The sequence below is a fragment of the Streptomyces sp. NPDC052496 genome (assembly GCF_040679095.1).
Taxonomy (GTDB): Bacteria; Actinomycetota; Actinomycetes; order Streptomycetales; family Streptomycetaceae; genus Streptomyces.
The window spans coordinates 111,946-130,559 of the sequence record NZ_JBFAUH010000019.1 but is presented as its reverse complement, the minus strand read 5'-3'; the positions used below and the strand labels follow the sequence as shown (position 1 = coordinate 130,559).

19 protein-coding genes and 1 tRNA gene are annotated in these 18,614 nt (G+C 71.1%); 7 read left to right on the top strand and 13 right to left on the bottom strand.

The window, feature by feature from the left end:
- Positions 1–54: 54 nt before the first annotated feature.
- Positions 55–2,370, bottom strand: a complete 2,316-nt coding sequence (locus AB0L45_RS25025) for an esterase-like activity of phytase family protein (RefSeq protein WP_365843500.1) — start codon at positions 2,368–2,370, stop codon at positions 55–57.
- A 59-nt stretch (positions 2,371–2,429) separates the two neighbouring features.
- Complete coding sequence (locus tag AB0L45_RS25020; protein ID WP_365843498.1) at positions 2,430–2,873, bottom strand: hypothetical protein; 444 nt, start codon at positions 2,871–2,873, stop codon at positions 2,430–2,432.
- A 168-nt stretch (positions 2,874–3,041) separates the two neighbouring features.
- On the opposite strand from AB0L45_RS25020, the gene AB0L45_RS25015 reads away from it, so the two are divergent.
- Complete coding sequence (locus AB0L45_RS25015; RefSeq protein WP_365843496.1) at positions 3,042–3,614, top strand: hypothetical protein; 573 nt, start codon at positions 3,042–3,044, stop codon at positions 3,612–3,614.
- On the opposite strand, the gene recQ is transcribed toward AB0L45_RS25015, so the two are convergent.
- Positions 3,615–5,654 carry a DNA helicase RecQ gene (gene recQ, locus AB0L45_RS25010; RefSeq protein WP_365843625.1) on the bottom strand — a complete coding sequence of 680 codons (2,040 nt, stop codon included), beginning with the start codon at positions 5,652–5,654 and terminating at the stop codon, positions 3,615–3,617.
- 366 nt (positions 5,655–6,020) lie between these two features.
- Positions 6,021–6,257 carry a hypothetical protein gene (locus AB0L45_RS25005; protein ID WP_365843633.1) on the bottom strand — a complete coding sequence of 79 codons (237 nt, stop codon included), beginning with the start codon at positions 6,255–6,257 and terminating at the stop codon, positions 6,021–6,023.
- Here AB0L45_RS25005 and AB0L45_RS25000 point away from each other — a divergent pair.
- From AB0L45_RS25000 to AB0L45_RS24980, 5 genes are all read left to right on the top strand, one after another.
- Positions 6,238–6,609: a DUF4232 domain-containing protein gene (locus AB0L45_RS25000; RefSeq protein WP_365843623.1), complete on the top strand. Its 372-nt coding sequence runs from the start codon at positions 6,238–6,240 to the stop codon at positions 6,607–6,609. The two genes, AB0L45_RS25005 and AB0L45_RS25000, sit on opposite strands and share 20 nt — an antisense overlap.
- Before the next feature lie 136 nt (positions 6,610–6,745).
- Complete coding sequence (locus AB0L45_RS24995) at positions 6,746–7,030, top strand: hypothetical protein (protein WP_365843494.1); 285 nt, start codon at positions 6,746–6,748, stop codon at positions 7,028–7,030.
- A 205-nt stretch (positions 7,031–7,235) separates the two neighbouring features.
- Positions 7,236–7,484 (top strand): hypothetical protein, encoded by a 249-nt coding sequence (locus tag AB0L45_RS24990; protein WP_365843492.1) that lies wholly within the window; start codon positions 7,236–7,238, stop codon positions 7,482–7,484.
- On the top strand, positions 7,484–8,305 hold the full coding sequence (locus AB0L45_RS24985) for a sigma-70 family RNA polymerase sigma factor (protein WP_365843490.1): 822 nt from the start codon (positions 7,484–7,486) through the stop codon (positions 8,303–8,305). Before AB0L45_RS24990 ends, AB0L45_RS24985 begins: the two co-directional genes overlap by 1 nt.
- Positions 8,286–9,035 carry a hypothetical protein gene (locus AB0L45_RS24980; protein WP_365843488.1) on the top strand — a complete coding sequence of 250 codons (750 nt, stop codon included), beginning with the start codon at positions 8,286–8,288 and terminating at the stop codon, positions 9,033–9,035. Before AB0L45_RS24985 ends, AB0L45_RS24980 begins: the two co-directional genes overlap by 20 nt.
- A gap of 31 nt (positions 9,036–9,066) precedes the next feature.
- Here the strand turns inward: AB0L45_RS24980 and AB0L45_RS24975 are convergent, their stop codons facing one another.
- Positions 9,067–9,846, bottom strand: coding sequence for a hypothetical protein (locus AB0L45_RS24975; RefSeq protein WP_365843486.1), 780 nt, complete (start codon positions 9,844–9,846; stop codon positions 9,067–9,069).
- Positions 9,847–9,941: 95 nt separating this feature from the next.
- Here AB0L45_RS24975 and AB0L45_RS24970 point away from each other — a divergent pair, with 95 nt between their 5' ends.
- On the top strand, positions 9,942–10,901 hold the full coding sequence (locus AB0L45_RS24970) for a LysR family transcriptional regulator (RefSeq protein ID WP_365843484.1): 960 nt from the start codon (positions 9,942–9,944) through the stop codon (positions 10,899–10,901).
- On the opposite strand, the gene AB0L45_RS24965 is transcribed toward AB0L45_RS24970, so the two are convergent.
- From AB0L45_RS24965 to AB0L45_RS24930, 8 genes are all read right to left on the bottom strand, one after another.
- Complete coding sequence (locus tag AB0L45_RS24965; protein ID WP_365843482.1) at positions 10,825–11,187, bottom strand: deoxyxylulose-5-phosphate synthase; 363 nt, start codon at positions 11,185–11,187, stop codon at positions 10,825–10,827. The genes AB0L45_RS24970 and AB0L45_RS24965 overlap by 77 nt on opposite strands.
- 193 nt (positions 11,188–11,380) lie before the next feature.
- A tRNA-Arg gene (locus AB0L45_RS24960) sits at positions 11,381–11,456 on the bottom strand.
- Positions 11,457–11,697: 241 nt separating this feature from the next.
- Positions 11,698–13,356, bottom strand: coding sequence for a SulP family inorganic anion transporter (locus AB0L45_RS24955; RefSeq protein WP_365843480.1), 1,659 nt, complete (start codon positions 13,354–13,356; stop codon positions 11,698–11,700).
- Positions 13,357–13,373: 17 nt separating this feature from the next.
- Positions 13,374–13,976: a carbonic anhydrase gene (locus AB0L45_RS24950; RefSeq protein ID WP_365843478.1), complete on the bottom strand. Its 603-nt coding sequence runs from the start codon at positions 13,974–13,976 to the stop codon at positions 13,374–13,376.
- A gap of 95 nt (positions 13,977–14,071) precedes the next feature.
- Positions 14,072–14,773, bottom strand: coding sequence for a hypothetical protein (locus AB0L45_RS24945; RefSeq protein WP_365843476.1), 702 nt, complete (start codon positions 14,771–14,773; stop codon positions 14,072–14,074).
- Positions 14,770–16,185 carry an MFS transporter gene (locus AB0L45_RS24940; RefSeq protein ID WP_365843621.1) on the bottom strand — a complete coding sequence of 472 codons (1,416 nt, stop codon included), beginning with the start codon at positions 16,183–16,185 and terminating at the stop codon, positions 14,770–14,772. Before AB0L45_RS24940 ends, AB0L45_RS24945 begins: the two co-directional genes overlap by 4 nt.
- A 176-nt stretch (positions 16,186–16,361) precedes the next feature.
- Positions 16,362–16,973: a hypothetical protein gene (locus tag AB0L45_RS24935; protein ID WP_365843474.1), complete on the bottom strand. Its 612-nt coding sequence runs from the start codon at positions 16,971–16,973 to the stop codon at positions 16,362–16,364.
- 295 nt (positions 16,974–17,268) lie between these two features.
- On the bottom strand, positions 17,269–18,549 hold the full coding sequence (locus AB0L45_RS24930; RefSeq protein WP_365843472.1) for a hypothetical protein: 1,281 nt from the start codon (positions 18,547–18,549) through the stop codon (positions 17,269–17,271).
- Positions 18,550–18,614 lie beyond the last annotated feature (65 nt).

The window sequence follows — 18,614 nt, the reverse complement described above, 5'->3', positions numbered from 1 at the left end:
CCCCGACCTCGGCCTTGGCCCCTGCCGGGCCCCCCCCGGCCCACCGCCCGGCCCCTACCGCGCCACCGCCCCGCCCCCGACCCGGATCGCCAAGGCGTACACCCGGGTGATCTGGTGCGGACTGTTGTTGTTGTCCGACACGAGGAAGAGCGGCAGCCGCCCCTTGTACGGGCCAGAGGCCAGCGGCGCGGATCCGAGCGCCATCCCCTCGATGTTCTCCAGCAGCGGGTTCAACTGCGGCTGAGCGGCCGCCGCGCCACCGCGCGGACACGTGACCAGGTCGACCGGCTCCCACTTCTTCGCGAATGCGTCGACCGGCTCGGACTGCAACGACGCGACCTTCGAGACGTCCTTCGCACGGCTCAGGTCGGCCCCGAAGATCCGCACCGCGTTGCCCTGCCCCTCGGCGTGGTTGGTCTCCAGGACGAGCAGTCGGTCACCGCCCAGCGCCACCAGCTCCGACACACGCAGCCCGGCCGCCGACTGGTAGGCGAACTGCCGGTCCGGCACGTACGCGCCCCCCGGCTTCCCCACGAAACGCTGGATACGGAGCAGGCTGCGGCCGCGCGCCTTGCCGTCGCGGAAGAGCGGCGCCTCCATGCCCGCGTACAGGTACCGGCCGTCCGGGGACGCGCCCAGCGCCTCCAGGTTCTCCGGCCCGGACCACTCGACGAGGTTGCGCGGCAACTCGATACGGCCCGTCTCCGCGCCGTCCGACACCCGGAACCTGCGGATCGACGGGCCCGCCTCCGAGGCGACCAGGACCGTACGCCCGCCCTTCTCCAGAACCAGGCCCTCACCGTCGAAACGGCCGCCACCGGTGGGGCGGAGGGTGCGCATGTGGACGGCGCGGACGTCCGGGGGCGAGGCGCCCGACGTACCGAGGTCGAGGTCGAAGATCCGGCCCGGCGGGTTGTCGGCCAGCGCCCAGGCCCGGGAGGGCCCGGACATCGCCAGCGCGGAGAGCCCGTCGACCGGTACGGCGGCCTCGTACTCGACGCCGTTGAGCGCGTCGCTGTGACCGACCAGCGCCACGTCGTCCGAACAGCCGCCGGAGGACGGCTCGTCGTCCCGCGACTGCCACCACACGGCGGACGGAACCGCCACCACGACCGCCGCGACGCAGAGCGTGGCCATCAGCGCCCGGCGGCGGATCCGGCGGGCCCTGGCGGCTTCGGGGTCGGGGGCGTGGGTGATGCCTGGGGCGCCCGGGGCACCCGGGGCACCCGGGGCGCTTGCGGTGTTCGTGACGTTCGAGGTGCCTGTCGTGCCTGCACCTCCTGTGGCTCCCGGAACGCCTGAAGCCCTTGTGACCTCTGTAGCTCCTGTAGCCCCTGTAGCCCCTGTGATGCGTGCGGCGCCTCCAGCCGGACCGACCGGACCGACTGGGCCGACTGGGCCGACCGAACCGACCGAACCGGGGCCCGAACCCTGCCCAGGCTGGCCGGAATGCTCCGGCCGCCCCGACTGCTCCGGCTGCCCTGGCCACCCTGGCTGCCCAACCTCCCCCACACCGATGGCCGGACCCACCGAAGGAGCAGGGAACGCCGCACGATTCCGTACGAACGGCAGCTTTTCGATCCCGTTCTGCGCCTGTTGCTGAGGCAGCGGGCGGTTCTTCTCGCGGAGGGCGCGGCGGACCTCGCGGTAGATCGCCTCCAGGCTGAGGTGTTCGGGCGGCGGGGGCGCGGCAGCGGCGGGCGGCGTGGGTGCCGGAATCCCGTCCCGCAGCACCCGCAGGAACTCCCCGGTGAAGGCGGTGTGCTCCTCACCTTCCGGGGCCAGCGCCTCGACGTTCCAGGGTGTGGAGGTGAGCAGGTACGAGACGCCCTCAAGGCTGTCCATGCCCTCGAACAGCGCCTCGCCCAGCCGGCTGGACGCCTGCTGCGTGGCCGCCGCGGTGGACAGGGTGCCGGCGGCCATCGTCCCGGCGGACATGCCCTTGATCACGCTGCCGCTGTAGCAGCAGTCGAGGATGATGATCCGGCGTTTGGGCGGCGTACGGGTGCCCAGGGCGCTGCGCAGCCAGGTGTACGGGATGCCGCTGTGCACCTTCCCCGGCTCCGTACCGGGCAGCGTGAGGTACAGGCCCTCCTGGCGCGAGTCGAGGAAGCCGTGGCCCGCGTAGTACACGATCAGGGTGTCGTGCGCGGCCCGTACCGCCTCCTCGATGGGCTTCAACGCCGCGGTGACCGTACGCGGATTCGCCACGATCCGGCAGTTCTTCTTGGGCATCCCCCCGATGGTCCGGTCGGTCAGCGCGGCCTTGAGCGCCTTGAGGTTGTTGCGCACGCCGGGCAGTGGGGGCAGGTGGGCGTACCGGTCCACCCCGACGATCACGCAAGCCGACTCCGCGGGGTCGAACGCCACCCCCGCATCTCCCCCGACTCCACCCATTCCGTCAGCCCCCACTCGTCAGGTCGCACCTGTCAGCCCGCACCTGTCCCACCTTCGCTCGCGTCGTCGGGGCGCGCTTCTCCCTCGCGTGCGGCTGCCACGCCGGCCGCGTCACCGGGGCCGCTGCTCGCCCGTTCCAACTCCTCCAACGCGCGAAGGATGCTCCGGGCACCGTCCGTGTCCGACGTGGCGAAAGTGACCCGCACGCCGTTGCGCTCGACCGTGATCTTGGGGCGCGCCGCGTACGCCCTGCGCCAGCCGTCGATGGCGATGGCGAGGCTGCTCAGCTGGAACGCGCTGTCGACGATCAGCTGTACGGCCTCGAACGCCAGCCCCATCTCCCCGGGCCGGTGCTCCCGCGCCCGCAGCGAGACGTCCGCGCCGCGGCCCACGGCGGGATCGTCCGCCAGCCACTCGCACAGCGACCGCAGCTCCAGGTCGCTCTCCGCCTCGTCCAGCCTGACCTGAATCGTCATTCGTCCCCCATGCTCCGGACCGGCCTCACCTCAACTCTCGCCCCATACCCACCCCCTCCGCAGCAACTCCCGCAACCACCCGCAATCACCCTGCGCGCGCAGTGCCGGTCCGGGCGGCCGAAGTGGAAGCGCGTGCACGAAGGTCGGCCGCCTGCCAAGATCCGGTGCATGTCGAACGTTTCATCGATGACCTACACCCGTATCGGCGCGATCCTGCACGAGATCGGCATGGTGTCCGAGGAGCAGCTGCGCAGCGCCCTCGAAGAGGTGGCGAACTACGCCGACGAGCCGCTGGAGGAGCACTACGAGGCGGCGAGCGCTCTTGAGGAATTCGGGGTGGCGGTCTCGGTCCACGCCGACGACATCGACTCGATCCACTACGACTACGCCATCCTGCTGGAAGACGCCGCCAGGGTGGCCGGCGACCGGGTCGAGATCAGCAACGTCCGGATCGTCGCGGGCGAGGGCGACTTCGAGGGCGGCCGCCTGGACCAGCTGGAGTTCGAACGGGATGGCCGACCCGTATCCATCCTCGCCGACCACCTCGCGGAGGACTACTTCGACCAGGGCGCCGCCTGCGAGGCCATCGCCGAAACCGCCCACGACGACGACCCCCGCACCTGGCGCTACCTCGACTTCGACCGCAAACCGAGCCACGGCTACGACAGCATCATGGTCCTGGCCACCCCCGACCAGGCCCAGGACCTGCACGACCGCCTGGGCTTCACGTTCCCTGAGTGATCACCACTCCTCTTCGAACGGCGGCTCCCCCCAGTCCAGCTCTTCCTCCCTCTCCACCCCTTGCGACTGCCCCGACGGTTCCGCCCGACGCAACTGTTCCGCCTGACCCGCCTGGTCGGCCTGGCCGGCCTGCTCAACCTGGCCCGCCTGACTCGCCTGTTCCGTCTGACCTGCCTGTTCCGCCTGTCCTGACTGTCCCGACAGCACGGCCAGGATCTGCTCGCCGTACTTCGCCAGCTTGTTCTCGCCCACCCCGCTCACGGATCCGAGCTCGCCCACGCTCGACGGCCGGACGGTGGCGATCTCCCGCAACGTCGCGTCGTGGAAGATCACGTACGCCGGTACGCCCTGTTCCTTGGCCGTACGCCCCCGCCAGGCCCGCAGCTCCTCGAACACCGGAACCGCCTCCTCCGGGAGGTCCACCGGCGCCGCCCGCCGCCCCTTGGCCGCCTTCGCGGCCTTGGCCTTCACGGCCTTCTCCGGCTCGCGCCGCATGGGTACCTCGCGCTGCCCCCGCAGCACCTCACCGCTCGCCTCGGTGAGCACCAGCGTGCCGTAGTCACCCTCCACCGCGATGAGCCGCTGCGCGAGCAACTGCCGTATGACACCCCGCCACTCGGCCTCCCGCAGGTCCGCCCCGATCCCGAAGACGCTCAGCTGGTCATGGTCGAACTGGATGACCTTCGCGGTCTTCCGCCCCATCAGGATGTCGATGATCTGCCCGGCGCCGAACTTCTGCTTCCGCTCGCGCTGCAGCCGTACCACCGTGGAGAGCAGCTTCTGCGCGGCGATCGTGCCGTCCCAGGTCTGCGGCGGCGTCAGACACGTGTCGCAGTTCCCGCACGGACTGCTCTGCTGCCCGAAGTAGGCGAGCAGCCGCACCCGCCGGCACTCCACCGTCTCGCACAGCGCCAGCATCGCGTCGAGGTGGGCCGACAGCCGCCTGCGGTGCGCGTCGTCCCCCTCCGAACCGTCGATCATCTTCCGCTGCTGGACCACGTCCTGCAGCCCGTACGCCAGCCACGCGGTGGACGGCTGGCCGTCGCGCCCCGCGCGCCCCGTCTCCTGGTAGTACCCCTCCACCGATTTCGGCAGGTCCAGGTGGGCCACGAAGCGTACGTCGGGCTTGTCGATGCCCATCCCGAACGCGATGGTGGCGACGACCACCACCCCGTCCTCCCGCAGAAAGCGGGCCTGATGTTCCGCACGCGTCCGCGCTTCCAGCCCGGCGTGGTACGGAAGCGCCGTAATGCCGTTCTGCACCAGGAATTCGGCGGTCTTTTCCACAGACGCCCGCGAAAGGCAGTACACGATGCCCGCATCACCGGCGTGCTCGGTCCGCAGCAATTCCAGGAGCTGCTTCTTCGGGTCGTTCTTCCCGGCGATCCGGTACTGAATGTTCGGCCGGTCGAAGCTGGCCACGAAATGCCGGGCGTTCTCCATACCCAGCCGCGAGGTGATCTCCTGGTGCGTCGCTTCCGTGGCCGTCGCCGTCAGGGCCATCCTCGGGACGTCGGGCCACCGCTCCCGGAGCATGGAAAGAGCCAGGTAGTCCGGCCGGAAGTCGTGACCCCACTGCGCGACACAGTGCGCCTCGTCGATCGCGAACAGCGAGACCTTGCCCCGGTCCAGCAGGTTCAGCGTCTGCTCCACGCGCAGCCGCTCGGGCGCCAGATACAGCAGATCCAGCTCCCCGGAGAGGAATTCCGCCTCCACCAGCCGCCGCTCGTCCAGGTCCTGCGTGGAGTTGAGGAACCCGGCCCGGACCCCCAGCGCCCGCAGCGCGTCGACCTGGTCCTGCATCAACGCGATCAGCGGTGAGACGACCACCCCGACGCCGGGCCGCACCAGCGCCGGAATCTGGTAGCACAGGGATTTTCCGCCGCCGGTCGGCATCAGTACGACCGCGTCGCCGCCCGTTATGACGTGCTCGATGATCGACTGCTGTTCCCCGCGGAACGCGTCGTACCCGAATACCCGCCGCAGCACGCTCACCGCGCCACTGACGTCGTCCTCGGTTTCCCCGGCACCGGAAGCCATCTCCACCTCGCTCATGCCAGCAGCGTACGAGCAATCCCACCACCCGCGCTCAGCCCTGTGGATAACTCCGCGCCGAACCGTCCTTCTCTGCTACTTCCCGTACGGACCCACACGGCCCCGAAGCGCCGCGCCCCACGGCCGTACAACGAAAACCGCCCCCCGCCCGTCTCACAGAACGACGACGAACATCACATATCGCGCCCCGCGAACGCCGCGCCCCACCCCTCCCAGCACCCGGGCCTGCCCTCGCACCCTCCGCCACCAGTAATCCACCCACAGGACGGAGATCCACATGCGCGCCCACAACCACGCATCCCTCAGCCAGCCACCCCACAGCCACTCGCCCCACCACCGCACCGACCCCACTCACCCCAAGCGCCACCGCCCGGCCAGGCCCACCACAACTCTTCTCGCCACCCTCACAGCCACCCTCGCAACCTTCACCGCTCTAACCACCCTCGCCCCCACAGCCTCAGCAACCTCAGGAACCTCAGCGACCTCGTCGACATCGACCTCGACGGCCCCAACCCCCACCTCCTCCCCCCTCACCCCCCGCTGCCCAGACTCCGCCTCCACCCTCCCGATCAAAGCTTCCGTCCTCACCCATCAGCACCCCGACGTACTGCGCATCAGCGTCACCAACCGCACCACCAAGCCCTGCGTGATCGACCGCATCCCGACCGTCACCTTCGGTGATCTGGACGGCGCCGCCGAGCCTGACCCGCCCACCGAGAGCGCCCCGTACCGCCTCGCACCCGGCGCCACCGCGTACGCCACGGTCCGCACCGTCACCGGCCGGCCCACCCCACCCACCCGTACCGTCGACCACATCACCGTCGCCGCCGACCCGTCCCACCACGGCCGCCGCTTCGACGCCTCCGCCATCGGAGCCCCGCCCACCGGCATCCGTGTGTGGTCCCCGACCACGACCTGGTGGAGTCCCACCCCCTCCTGAGGACCGACGCCCACCCCCTCCGCAGAGCCGATGCCCAACCACCCGCAAGCCCACCTCGGTCCTCAAGTGCCCGCCAACGGGGGCGGGTTGCCCCGAACCGCCCGCCCCCACCCCCTCGATCCACCAAAGTGAGCGCATGAGCCTCACGACTGCCGGCGACCCGCCGGGCCCCGTACGTTTCTTCCTGCTGTGCGACCGTCCGGGCTGCGACGCCCGCGCCGTCCTCGACCTGGTCGTCCCGGATCGGCCGCCGGACATCGAGACCGACCTCTTCGGCCACCTCCTGCACAGCGCCCAAGCGGCCGCCCCGCACATCGCGGACATGGGGTGGACGTACTACCAGGGTGACGGTTACTGGTGCCCACGCTGCTCGACCCCCCGCTCCCAGCGCCCCCGAAGAGGCCGCACCCGCTCCTCATGACAACCGCCCCACCCGGGAGGCGTCCCCCGCTTGCCCTCCCTCTCGAACAGGAGTAACCGGCCAGTAGCTCTCCGTAAAATTTTGCCTTCTTTCGTTGCACGACTGAGCACTCCTGAACGCTATTGCGGTCAGAGAGCCCGTACTGGCTCTCCGGTGCCGGGACGAGCAGGCACCGTCCATCCCGACCGGAGGGACCGAGGGTTCCGTGAACCTTGATCTCGTACGTGACTGGGCCGTGGCCGCCGTCGTGCTCCGCGTGTTCAGCGCCGACATACGGCTGCTGCTGCGCCGCCTCGCCGCCGCCCAGGTGCTGGCGGGCGTCTCCGAACTCACGCGTACGGGTACGAGCGCCCGCCCACGCCCGCGTACCCGCGCCTGCACCCACCGCACGCCCGACCGCGACTCCCCGTATGACCTCCAGCGCGACCACGACCTCCAGGAGGGCGAGCGCTGATGCCCGACCACGAGCCGATGGCCGACCACCACCCCACGACCGACTGCCACCCCAAGACCAGCCATCACCCCAAGACCAACCACCACCCCGAGAGCAACCACCACCCCACGACCAGCCACCACCCGAGGCCCCCACAAACACCTCCCCAACCCACCCACCCAGCCTCCACCCCAGCCCCCATGCTCCCCACACCTCCCATCCCCGCACCCCCCATCCCCACACCCTCCACCCCCGCACCCTCCACCCCCGCACCCCCCATCCCCCCACCCCTCATCCCCACAACCTCCACCACCCTCGGCCTACCCCCCGACTTCCGCGCCTTCCACCAGCTCTACCGCGCCGGCTACATCCGTTACGCCGAACTCCACCTGGAGTCCCGGGCGGACGCCGAAGAAGCCGTCGACCTCGCCTTCGAGCAGCTCTCGCTCTGCTGGCGCACCGTCCTCGAACAGCCAGTACCCGAGGCGTACGCCTGGCGCGTCGTGAAGAACCGCACCATCGACCACGCCAGGGCCCGCGGCCGCCGCCCGGTCGTCGTCGACGTCGCCGCCTTCGAGACGCACTCCCTGCGGCACTCCCTCGACCCGATAGGCGAGCTGGAGGAGTCCCTCACCCTCTACCAGGCCGTCGCCGCCCTGCCCGAGCGGCAGCGCGACGTCATGCTCCTGCGTTACGCACTCGGGTACGCCACCAAGGAAACGGCGCGCCTCATGGGCATCACCGAGGCCGGCGTCCGCTCGACCACCCGCCACGCACGCCGCAGACTGCGCCAGGCGTTCGGCCTGGAGGAAGGAGAGGACGATGCCCGCCTCGCGGACTGAACTCGACCGGATCCTGCGCAAGGCGCGCCTGGACACACCCGCGTACACCGCCGACGAACTGGCCGCCGCCGAAGCCCGCTTGACCACCCGCGTCGCCAACCGCGTCCTGTACGGCGCCCTCTCCTTCGACGCCGCCGTACAGGCACGCGTAGAGGCCGCCCTCGGCCGCGACCGTACCCCCGGCGAACGCGGTGAACCCACCGAACAGCGCCAGATGCGCGACGCCGCCCAGGACCTCCAGCGCCTCTGCGCCCTCGTCGTCGGCGAGCCGGACGCGCTGCACCAGATGTCCGTCTTCATCGGCGGCCGCGTCCTCGAACCCGACGGCGCCCGCGTACTGGCCTGCGTCCTCCAGCTGGCCGGACGGGAGGACTCCGCCCGCTTCTGGTGGCAGTACGCCGCCGGCGCCGGTGACACCTCCGCGGCCTACTGCCTCTACCTCCACCACCTCTCCCTGGCCGAGGTCGGCGAGGCCCACTGGTGGCACGCCCACGCCGACCCGGACCGCCCCGCGCGCTCCCGCCCCCCGGCCGACGCGTACGACCTGTTCGTCTCCTGGGCCATCACCCTCGAAGTGGCCCGCGACTCCGGCACGCCCCCGCCCCCGGCCGCCGTCGTCGGCTACGTCTCCCGCGCCATCCAATTCACCGACAACCCCGACCTCGACCTCCCCCTCCCCCCCGCCGGCTTCGCCGAACGCATAGAACAACTCACCACCACGACCCCCTGACGCCCCTGACGCCTCTGACGCCTGACGCCCCTCACCGGGAGCATCGGCCCGCAGCTCGCTCCACAGCCGCCCTGGCCAACCCCGCGATCAACGGGTGTACCCGGTGATGGGCACCCTCGCCATCCAGCTCAGGCTGAAAGAGAGTGGCCAAAAAGAAGGAATGCCCAGGCAGTTCGGCAATACGAACGTTCCCGGACTCATCGATACCACTGAAGGACATTCCATGCTCACGCAGGACACCGAGGTGCTGGGGATTGGGCCCGTAACTGCAGTGGTAGCGGGCCCGCGTACGGTCCGATCCGATCAGCTGGGCGGCCCGTGAACCGGCAGCGATCTCGACCATGCCTTCGTGACCGACCAGCGAGCACGCCAACGGCACGACGACGGCCTCCTCCGCAGGAGTCTCCGGCTCATTCTCGGCATGACCGGCACGGTCGAGACCGCACACATTCCGAGCGAACTCCAGCAGCGCATGCTGGAACCCACCACACGTACCCAAGAACGGGACGCCCCCTTCCCGCGCCGCCCGAATCGCCGCCAGCACACCGGCCTCACTGCGATACGGACTACCAGGAACCACCCAAACAGCATCAAACCCCCCAACCTCCACTCCACCCCCAACCCCTCCCCCTATTCCCGTCCCCGCTCCCGCCGCCGCCCCCTGCTCAACATCCTCACTACCAACCCAATAAGCATCCAGATCCAGCCCATCCCGCACACGGAGGGCATCGAGCAGGCCAGGAATACGGACATGGGAACGCACGGCCTCGGAGCGGTCCCCAACCAGAGCGATACGAGCGGTAATTGCCATGCCGCAGATCCTGCCGCCGCGCACGGATCGCGTCCAACAATGATCCCTGCACTCTCCATAAGCACTACTGATGCTCATCGGTGATGCTTGAGCCCATGGACCCGCACCTCCTGCGCACCTTCGTCGCCGCCCTCGACCACCGCTCCTTCTCGGCCGCCGCCACAGCCCTCGGCTACACCCAGTCCGCCGTCTCACAGCACATCGCGGCCCTAGAAACCGACCTGGGCACCCGGTTGCTCGAACGCCGCCCCGTGGCGCCCACCCCGGCCGGCGCACGGCTGATGGAGCACGCCCCCGCCGTGCTGCTGCGCCTGGACGCAGCGCGCGCCGATATCGCGCGCCTGCACCACACCTGCCCCGCCCAACTGACGCTCGCCTGCTCGCCCGCATCCCTAGGCCCGGCCGTAACCCGCGCCCTGGCCGATCTACGCGCGACCTCCCACTCCCTGGACCTGGAGGTACGCGTACTGACCCGCGAGGCAGTGATCGAGGACGTACTCACCGGGCGCGCCGACATCGGTCTCGTCGACGGCATCGCCGCCCCCAGCGACCCGCTGCCCCTCCCCGACCTCGGCTCCACCACCATCCTCCCCGCAGCCGAGGAACCCCTGGCCGTCCTGTTCCCCCGGGACCACCCTTTGGCGCGGTGCCGCTTAGTACGCCTGGCCGACCTGGCCCAAGCTCACTGGATCGACGCCCCGGGCACCGCCATCCCCCTCGACCGGCTACGCGCCGTAACCCACACCGACGGCTTCCAGGCCCACATGCACCACCGCGGCACCGACCTCCACAGCCTCGCCGCCCTGACCAACGCCGGCCACGGCCTGGCCACCCTCCCCCTCGCCCTGGCCACCACCCTCAACACAACCCCCGCCCCCATAACCCACCCCCACCTACTCCACCGCACAGAACTCCTCCACCCCCACACCCCAACCACCCCCACCCGCCACCTCATCTCCCTCCTCACCCCGCACACCGTCACTGCACTCTCCGCCCCTTCGACGCCTCCCGTACCTCCCGCCGCACCAACACCTCCGCGAACGGCTCCCCGGTAGCCCGCGCATGAGCCATTCGCTCCCGCACCTCCCCGAGTGTTCGAGGCCGATACCCGGGCCCGTCACAGCAGCCCATGTGAAAGCGGATCCCGGCATGCAGCAGCACGGAAAGCGTCCGCCAGGCAGCGGTGTCCCGCCTCTTGGGTGCGGCAAAGGCAGACCCGACGTGGATCAGCGGTCCGGCACACCGAGGACAGACCCGCTCGCCGGCGTCACGACCGGGCCGGGCCTGCTTGTACGAGGCCCGGCAGGGCAGACAGACGTACGACGTCTTGGCCGAAGGCATACGGCAAGCCTAAAACTGCTCCCACCCAACCTCGACGCCTTTTCCACCCACCCACCCCCCCCACGTCCGCTTAGCCTCCGCACGCACGACCCCGCCCTCCCGGACCGGCCACTGGCGACGCGCACCCATCACCGCTGCTACCGCACGAGAACGCCAAAGGCCACCCACACACATGCGTAGGTGGCCTTCACACTGGTGCCCCCGGCAGGATTCGAACCTGCGACACCCGCTTTAGGAGAGCGGTGCTCTATCCCCTGAGCTACGGAGGCGGGGAGTGGTCGGCGCCTGGTGGGCGCGCGGCCGGGCTGCTGGTGGGCAGCTTTGGACAGGGTAGCGGATGGGGGGTGGGTGGTGGGGAGGGTGGCTTCGGCTGGGGGTCGGGGGTGGGGGTGGGGGCTTCGGGGTGGGGGCTTGTGGGGCGGGGCTGTGCCGGGGGTGGGGATGTGTGGGAGGCGCCCACGCCCCGGGGTGGGGGAGTGGGCGCCTCAGTGGTTGGGGGTGCGGGTGGGGTTAGGGGGCGTGGGCCGGGTTGTCGGGGGTTGGGGAGTTGGTGGAGGTGGTGCGGTGGTTGGACCAGGTGGTGAGGGCGGTGGCGCAGGCGTGGTCGAGGTGGCGCAGGCCGGAGAGGTCGAGGGTGACTTCGCGGTCGTGGGGGAGGGCCTCCAGCTGGTCGAGGATCTTGGGGAGGCGGAGGAAGGTGGCGTTGCCGAGGGCGCGTACCTGGATGGGCTCGCCGGCCGGGGCGTCCAGGCCGCTGATCTCCAGGTGGACGTGCGAGGTCTCCCAGGCGGTCTTGGCGACGGCCAGGAGGAGGCCGATCAGGACGCCCTCGAACATGTTGGTGACGACGATGGCGATGGCCGTCGCGGCGAGGACCACCGCTTCGCCGCGGTGTTCGCGCCACAGGGGGACGAAGTCGCGTACGGGCAGGAGTTTCCAGCCCGCGTGGACGAGTACGCCGGCCAGCGCGGCCACCGGGATGATGCCCAGGGCCGCCGGTACGGCCGCCGCGAAGATCAGCAGCCAGGCGCCGTGCATCACGCGCGAGGCCTTCGTACGGGCTCCGGCGCTGACGTTCGCGGAGCTGCGGACGATCACCGCGGTCATGGGCAGGGCGCCCAGGATGCCGCAGACGGTGTTGCCCGCGCCCTGCGCCATCAGTTCCTTGTCGTAGTTCGTCCGCGGCCCGTCGTGGAGCCGGTCCACGGCCGCCGCGCTGAACAGGGACTCGGCGGACGCGATGAGCGCGAAGGCGAGGATGGTGCCGATCGCGCCGATGCCTGCCAACTGGGCGAAGTCCGATCCGCCCGGCGGCTGGATCGAGGAGAGGAGACCCTGTACCTCGACACGCGCTATGGGCAGGTCGAGGGCGAAGACGGCGAGCGTGGCCAGGGCCACTGCCGCGAGCGGGGCCGGCAGGATGCGGGCCGCGCGCTTCCACCGGGGCCAGAGCACCAGTACGGCGATGGTGCCCGCGCCGACCGCGAACGCGGCCAGGGCCGCTCCCGAGCCGGCGGTGCCGATGACCAGGCGGGGCAGGCCGCCGAGGTTGGCGAGCCCGCTGCCGGGGGCCTTGGCGTCGGTGAGGGTGTACAGCTGGGCGGCGATCAGGACGAGGCCGATGCCCGCCAGCATGCCCTGGACGACGGCCACGGAGATGGCCCGGAACCAGCGGCCGAGGCGCAGGGCCCCCATGGCGAGCTGCAGCAGGCCCGCCACGAGGACGAGTGCGCCCAGCGTGCCGAGTCCGAACTGTTTGACCGCCTCGAAGACGAGCACGGTCAGTCCGGCGGCCGGGCCGCTGACCTGGAGGCTGCTGCCGGGCAGGAGGCCGGTGAGCAGGCCGCCGACGATGCCGGTGATCAGTCCCAGCTCGGCCGGTACGCCGGAGGCGACGGCCACGCCGACACACAGCGGCAGCGCCACCAGGAAGACGACGATCGAGGCGGTGAAGTCGGCGCGGAGGTGGGGCCAGCGGCGGGAGGGGGGAGAGGAGGAGGGAGAGGAGGGAGGGGAGGAGGGAGAGGAGGAAGAGTTGGTGGAGGGGGTGGATGTGGTGGAGGTGGTGGAGGTGGTGAGGGGCGCGTCCGTGGTGGTGTGCGCCGGTGGGGGAGCTGTCACGCCCGTGGTCACGTCCGTAGCCGCGCCTGGGGTCGATTTCGGTGTCATGGGAGGCGCCTTCGCCGTCAGAGGGGGAGGAACGTGTCGGTGTCGGGCTGGTGCGCCGAGACGAGGCCGGTGTGCACCTCGTAGTACCAGCCGTGCAGGTTCACCTCGCCGGCGTCGACGCGCTCGCGTACGCAGGGGTACTGGCGCAGCCGTGCCAGCTGTTCGGTGACGTGCCGCTGGACCGCGGTCGCGACCGTCGGTGCCTCGTCCATCGGCAGCTCCGTGGAGAGCTGCTGGGTCAGCCAGGCGCGTACGTCGGGAGCGCCGGCCAGGTCCTCGCGGCGCGCCATGGCGCCGACCGCCCCGCAGTGCGAGTGACCGCAGACCACGATGTCCGCGACGCGCAGTACCCGCATCGCGTACTCGATGGTGGCGGCCTCCGCGCTGGCGGGCATGTCCGGCCGGTGCGCGGGCACGGCGTTGCCCGCCGTACGCAGCTCGAAGAGTTCGCCCGGCAGTGCTCCGGTGATCAGGGACGGAATGATCCGTGAGTCGGAGCAGGTGATGAACAGGGCGAGCGGCGACTGGCCGTCGGCGAGCCGCTGGTAGGTCTCACGCTCCTCGTGCGCGGCCGCGATGCGGGCGTTGAAGGAGCGCGCGTGTTCGATGAAGGTTTCCACGTGGGAATGTCTCCTGCTGGTCGGTAAGTGGTGCCATTGAGGGCATGGCAGAACCCGTTCGACTGGTGCGGAGCAGGGAGCCCCAGCGGGGCCCCTCAGCAGCGGAAGACGCAGTGCAGACAGTGCAGGGCGGGGCGATTGGACACGCCTGGTCTTGAAGTGGTGAGTGTGGCGGCGGTGCCGGTGTGCGAGAGGGAGAAGGCAGCGGCCGGGTAGGCCCGGGACGCGCAGGGGTGCGGCGGCAGCGGCCGGCGGCACGGGGACGGTGCGCCCGGCGCGGCCCGCGTGCAACGCCGCGCCTGGTTACGGTCCTTGTCCTTCTCACGCCCGGGGTCGCGCTCGCTGTCGCGCCGGTACTGGATGCCCGTGGAGGAGTTGGCCTGGACGGGGGACACCTGGGTCGGGGGGCCGTGCGCGCCGGGGGGAGCCGCCGGGGTGGGGGTGGGGTCCGGGGCCTGTACGGGCGCGGCGCCGGCGGCCGTGCGGGACGGGATCTTGCCGCCCTTGGCCGCTGCCGTCCCGTAGAAGAGCAGGGTCAGGACCACGGCGAGGACGCCGAGGATGCTGAGGAGGTGGGGGGTGGTGCGGTGGGGGGTGGTGATGTGGCCGGGGCTGGCGGTGGCGGTGGCGGTGGTCGTACGCGTCGCCGCGCGGGCCGCCGTACGGACCGCTCCCGCGCCCGGCGGGCTGTGCGGGCGGTTGGAAGCCGTGTAGTGGGCCGGGTGGCCTGCTGTGTCCGGGCGGGTCTGGAGCTGCGGGAAGCCGGTACGGCCTGTGAAGGTCTTGAGGTACTTCATGCCTGCTTCCCCGGGGGTGCGGTGGGGGAAGAGGGGGCCGTGATCGGTGCGGGCGTCGGTGACGTGGCCGTACCCGTACCTGTACTTGTACGTGTACTCGCATTCGTATCCGCGGCCGTACCTGTACTTGCGTCCGCATCCGCATCCGCATCCGTAGCCGTAGCCGTAGCCGTACGGCCCCCACGTCCGCCCACCACCAGAAGCAGCGGTACGAGGCCCAGGGCCACGATTCCGCCGCTCAGCGCCAGCGTGGCGTAGCCCCCGGTGGCCACGACCAGCCCCGACGCCATGCCGCCCGTCGCGCCCGCGACGGCGATGCCCACGTCGACCAGGCCCTGCGTCGAGGCGCGGGTGGCCAGGGGCACGGCGTCGGTGACGATGGCGGTGCCGCTGACGAGTCCGAAGTTCCAGCCGACGCCCAGGAGTACGAGGGCGGTGGCGAGCGCCGGTACGGAGTGCGCCGGCGCGAGCGCGGCGAGGGTGCCGGCGGCGAGCAGGACGATGCCGGAAGCCACCGCGACGCGCAGCCGGCCGATCCGGTCCACGAGCATTCCGGTGAGCGGTGACGGCAGGTACATCGCCGCCACGTGCAGGGCGATGACCAGGCCGGCGGTCTCGGTCGCGTGGCCGTGCGCCCGCATGTGGACGGGCGTCATCGTCATGATCGCGATCATGACGAGCTGGGTGAGGGTCATGACGGCGGCGCCGGTGCCGACCTTGCGGATGTCGGCGCGGGCCGCGGGGGTGCCGGCCGTGGTCTCCGCCGCGTCCTGTGCGGTGTCGTCCGGTGCGTCCTGTGCGGACTCCTCCGGGGCCTCCGGGGCCTCCTGCGCCGCCGCGAGCTCCCGTGCCAGGTGCAGCGGGTCCGGGCGCAGGAACAGCCCGAGCACCACGGCTGCCGCCGCGTACGCGACCACCGCCAGCAGGAACGGTCCCGCCAGGCGCGGTACGCCCATGCCGGCCGCGACATCACCCGTGACGCCGACCAGGTTCGGCCCGATCACCGCCCCGAGCGTGGTGGCGAACAGTACGAGGCTCACCGCACGCCCCCGGCGCGCGGGCGCGGCCAGGTCGGCGCCCGCGTACCGGGCCATCAAGGTCGTCGCCGTACCCGCCCCGTACACGAGGAGCGAGAGGAACAGCAGCCACACGGAACCGAGGGCGGCGGCGAGGACGACGCCGAGGCTGCCCAGGCCGGCGGTCGCGTACCCCGCGGTGAGGCCCGGCCGCCGGCCCCAGCGCTGGCAGACCCGTCCGATGCCGACGGCACCGAGCGCCGCCCCACCCGTGAACAGGGCCGCGGGCAGGCCGGCCAGCCCCGTCGAGCCGAGCATCTCCTCAGCGAGCAGCGCGCCCACCGTGATGCCCGCGGCCAGCCCGGCGCCGCTCAGCGTCTGCGACAGCGCGAGCACGATCAGGACACGCTTCTGCTCCGGGGGCTCCGCGAGCTCCACGGGCTTCGCAAGCTCCACGGGCTTCGCGGCCGGATCGGCGGGTGCGCCTTGAGGTGTGGCGTGGGGGGCCGGTGTGCCGGGCCGAGCACTCATAGGTCCTTTTCCTCGTTCTCGGGGCTGCCCCGGAAGCACGCTCAGGGCGCGCCGGCAGGCTGGAGTGCCGCGATGTCCCGCAGCGACATGCTCAGCTGGTCGTGCAGGAAGCGCACGATCGTCCAGTGCGGCAGGGCGCCTTCGTCGAAGGGCCCGAACTCCCGGACGTACAGCGGTATCCAGCGCAGCGCCTCCTCGATCACCTGCTCCCGCCCCGGCTCCTGCTGGTACGCGTCGTAGCCGATGCTGCGGTGCTCGATGAAGAACCGTCCCGGCAGGCGCTGCTCGCACCATTCGCGGTATTCGCGCGTCTGGAGGATGAGGTAGTGCCAGATCTCGTCGATGTCCTGTTCGACGGGCAGGAAGAGACCGCTGAGCTGCTCGCGGTGGCGGGAGACGAGGTAGAGGTAGCGCAGGCACTCGACGACCTGGCGTTCCACGTACTCGGGCGGGGCGTCGGTCAACGCCACGAAGTGCTGCACCACTTCGGCGTGCAGGCGTTCGCCGAGCAGGGATATGAGGGCGTCGGGGGTGACGGGGCCGTCGGGGGTGACGGGGCCGTCGGGGGTGACAGGGCTACCCGTACGGACGAGAGCGTCCGGGGTCTCCGGGGCGTCCGGGGTGACGTGTGGGTCCTGCGGTTGGGTGGTCATGGTTCTCCCGTGGTCCAGGGGCGATCCGTACGGAGGTGAGGTGGTGCGGGGCGGGTCGGGGCGGGGTGGCGGGGCCGGTACCAGGACGGCGCCGGAAGAGGCCGGTGGCGGCCGGTGGCGGCTGGAGGCGGCTGGTGTCGGCTGGAGGATGCCGGAGGCCGGTCTCGTCGCCGGCTCAAGCACCGGCTGCGGCTTCGGCACCGGATTCAACGCCGGCTTCAACACCGGCTTCGGCTCCGGTCTCGGCAGGCCCCGGCCCGCTCCCGTTCCCGCTCCCGCTCCCGCGCTCAGCGACTCACGGCTCGCCCGCCTGCTCCCGCTCCAGCCACGCGTACTTCCCCGACTTCCCGATCGGGATGTGCGCGCGGTGCTCGACCCGGCACGGCAGGCCCGTCAGCTGCTCCACCCCCGTGCTCAGCGCGGCCGTTTCCGACGCGTCCACGGGAGCGCCGTCGAACGTCGTGTACCGCAGTTCGGCGTGGCTCCGGTCAGCCGGTACGCGCAGCTGGTGGACGAACACGCGGGACGACGCCGCGCTGACGCAGTCGTCGAGGTCGCCCTGGGCGACCGGGCCCTGGCCGTGTGCCGACGCGAACAGCTCCTTCTCGCGGCCGCAGAACCGGGAGATCTTCGTCGGGTCGGGCGTGCCGTCCAGCGTGCGCGCGCAGTCCCCGGAGCGGTAACGGATCAGCGGCATGTACGGGTTCCGGACGCTCGACACGATCATGCTGAAGATGTGGCTGCCCGGCTCCACGGGGACCAGCTCGACGCTCATCTTGTCGAGGTACGGGTGGTACCGGCCGTGCCGGTCGCTGTAGTACAGGTAGCCCAGCTCGGTGCTGCCGAACAGGTCGATGACCGGGCAGTCGAAGTGCTCGTGGAGGTAGCGCCGTACGTTCACCGGCGTGTACTCGTACGCGTGCACGATGCTGGCCGGCCGCGGGAAGCGGTGCCACAGGCCCCAGTCGGTCACCTTCCGTACGAGGTGCGCCAGGTGGTAGCTGGAGCAGTCGAGGTGGTAGCGGCCCTGCGGGTGTGCCTCCTGGGCCGTACGGATCTCGGCGAGCATCCGTTCGACGTCCGCGCGCTCCCAATGGGCCGGGTCGAGCGTGAGGTTGACGTAGAAGGTGCGGTCGTCGAGGCGCCGGTCCGCCAGGTCGGGTACGGGCGCGGGCCGGCTCCGGCCGTGCTTCTTCGCGTTGACGCGCGCCACGTGCTCCGTGGCCAGCACCGTGGTGAGGGAGACGCGGCGGCACCCCTCGTGCCAGGTGCCGGCGATGTCCGGGTGCTCGCTCCACAGCTGGTAGTAGGAGTTCAGCAGGAAGTACGGCGGCCGGATGATCTGCATCCGCGCGTGGTTGGTGCCTGTGGAGAGCACGTACTCCGCCTTGCCGGCGGCGAGTGCGTCGGCCAGTACCGGCGTCATCCAGTTGTCCGGAAATCCCCGGGCGATCTCGGGCTTGTCCAGTATGGGGAAGTGCCCCCGCTCGATCGACGAGCGGTAGATCGGTATGTCCCTTATCCGGTTCACGATGTCGGCGGTCGGTTGTCCCGACCGGCTCGGCTGGCCATCCATGGTCACCCTCAGGTCTGTCTTGTCTGGCGGACGGGGAGTGATCGGTGTCGCGGCGTACGAGAACC

Excerpts from the sequence above, each read along its gene's own strand:
- AB0L45_RS24930 (WP_365843472.1), bottom strand. The coding sequence starts at position 18,549 with ATGGATGGCCAGCCGAGCCGGTCGGGACAACCGACCGCCGACATCGTG.
- AB0L45_RS24945 (WP_365843476.1), bottom strand. The coding sequence starts at position 14,773 with ATGAAGTACCTCAAGACCTTCACAGGCCGTACCGGCTTCCCGCAGCTC.
- AB0L45_RS24980 (WP_365843488.1), top strand. The coding sequence starts at position 8,286 with ATGCCCGCCTCGCGGACTGAACTCGACCGGATCCTGCGCAAGGCGCGC.
- AB0L45_RS24985 (WP_365843490.1), top strand. The coding sequence starts at position 7,484 with ATGCCCGACCACGAGCCGATGGCCGACCACCACCCCACGACCGACTGC.
- AB0L45_RS24975 (WP_365843486.1), bottom strand. The coding sequence starts at position 9,846 with ATGGCAATTACCGCTCGTATCGCTCTGGTTGGGGACCGCTCCGAGGCC.
- AB0L45_RS24935 (WP_365843474.1), bottom strand. The coding sequence starts at position 16,973 with ATGACCACCCAACCGCAGGACCCACACGTCACCCCGGACGCCCCGGAG.
- AB0L45_RS24955 (WP_365843480.1), bottom strand. The coding sequence starts at position 13,356 with ATGACACCGAAATCGACCCCAGGCGCGGCTACGGACGTGACCACGGGC.
- AB0L45_RS25015 (WP_365843496.1), top strand. The coding sequence starts at position 3,042 with ATGTCGAACGTTTCATCGATGACCTACACCCGTATCGGCGCGATCCTG.
- recQ (WP_365843625.1), bottom strand. The coding sequence starts at position 5,654 with ATGGCTTCCGGTGCCGGGGAAACCGAGGACGACGTCAGTGGCGCGGTG.
- AB0L45_RS25020 (WP_365843498.1), bottom strand. The coding sequence starts at position 2,873 with ATGACGATTCAGGTCAGGCTGGACGAGGCGGAGAGCGACCTGGAGCTG.
- AB0L45_RS24970 (WP_365843484.1), top strand. The coding sequence starts at position 9,942 with ATGGACCCGCACCTCCTGCGCACCTTCGTCGCCGCCCTCGACCACCGC.
- AB0L45_RS24965 (WP_365843482.1), bottom strand. The coding sequence starts at position 11,187 with ATGCCTTCGGCCAAGACGTCGTACGTCTGTCTGCCCTGCCGGGCCTCG.
- AB0L45_RS24995 (WP_365843494.1), top strand. The coding sequence starts at position 6,746 with ATGAGCCTCACGACTGCCGGCGACCCGCCGGGCCCCGTACGTTTCTTC.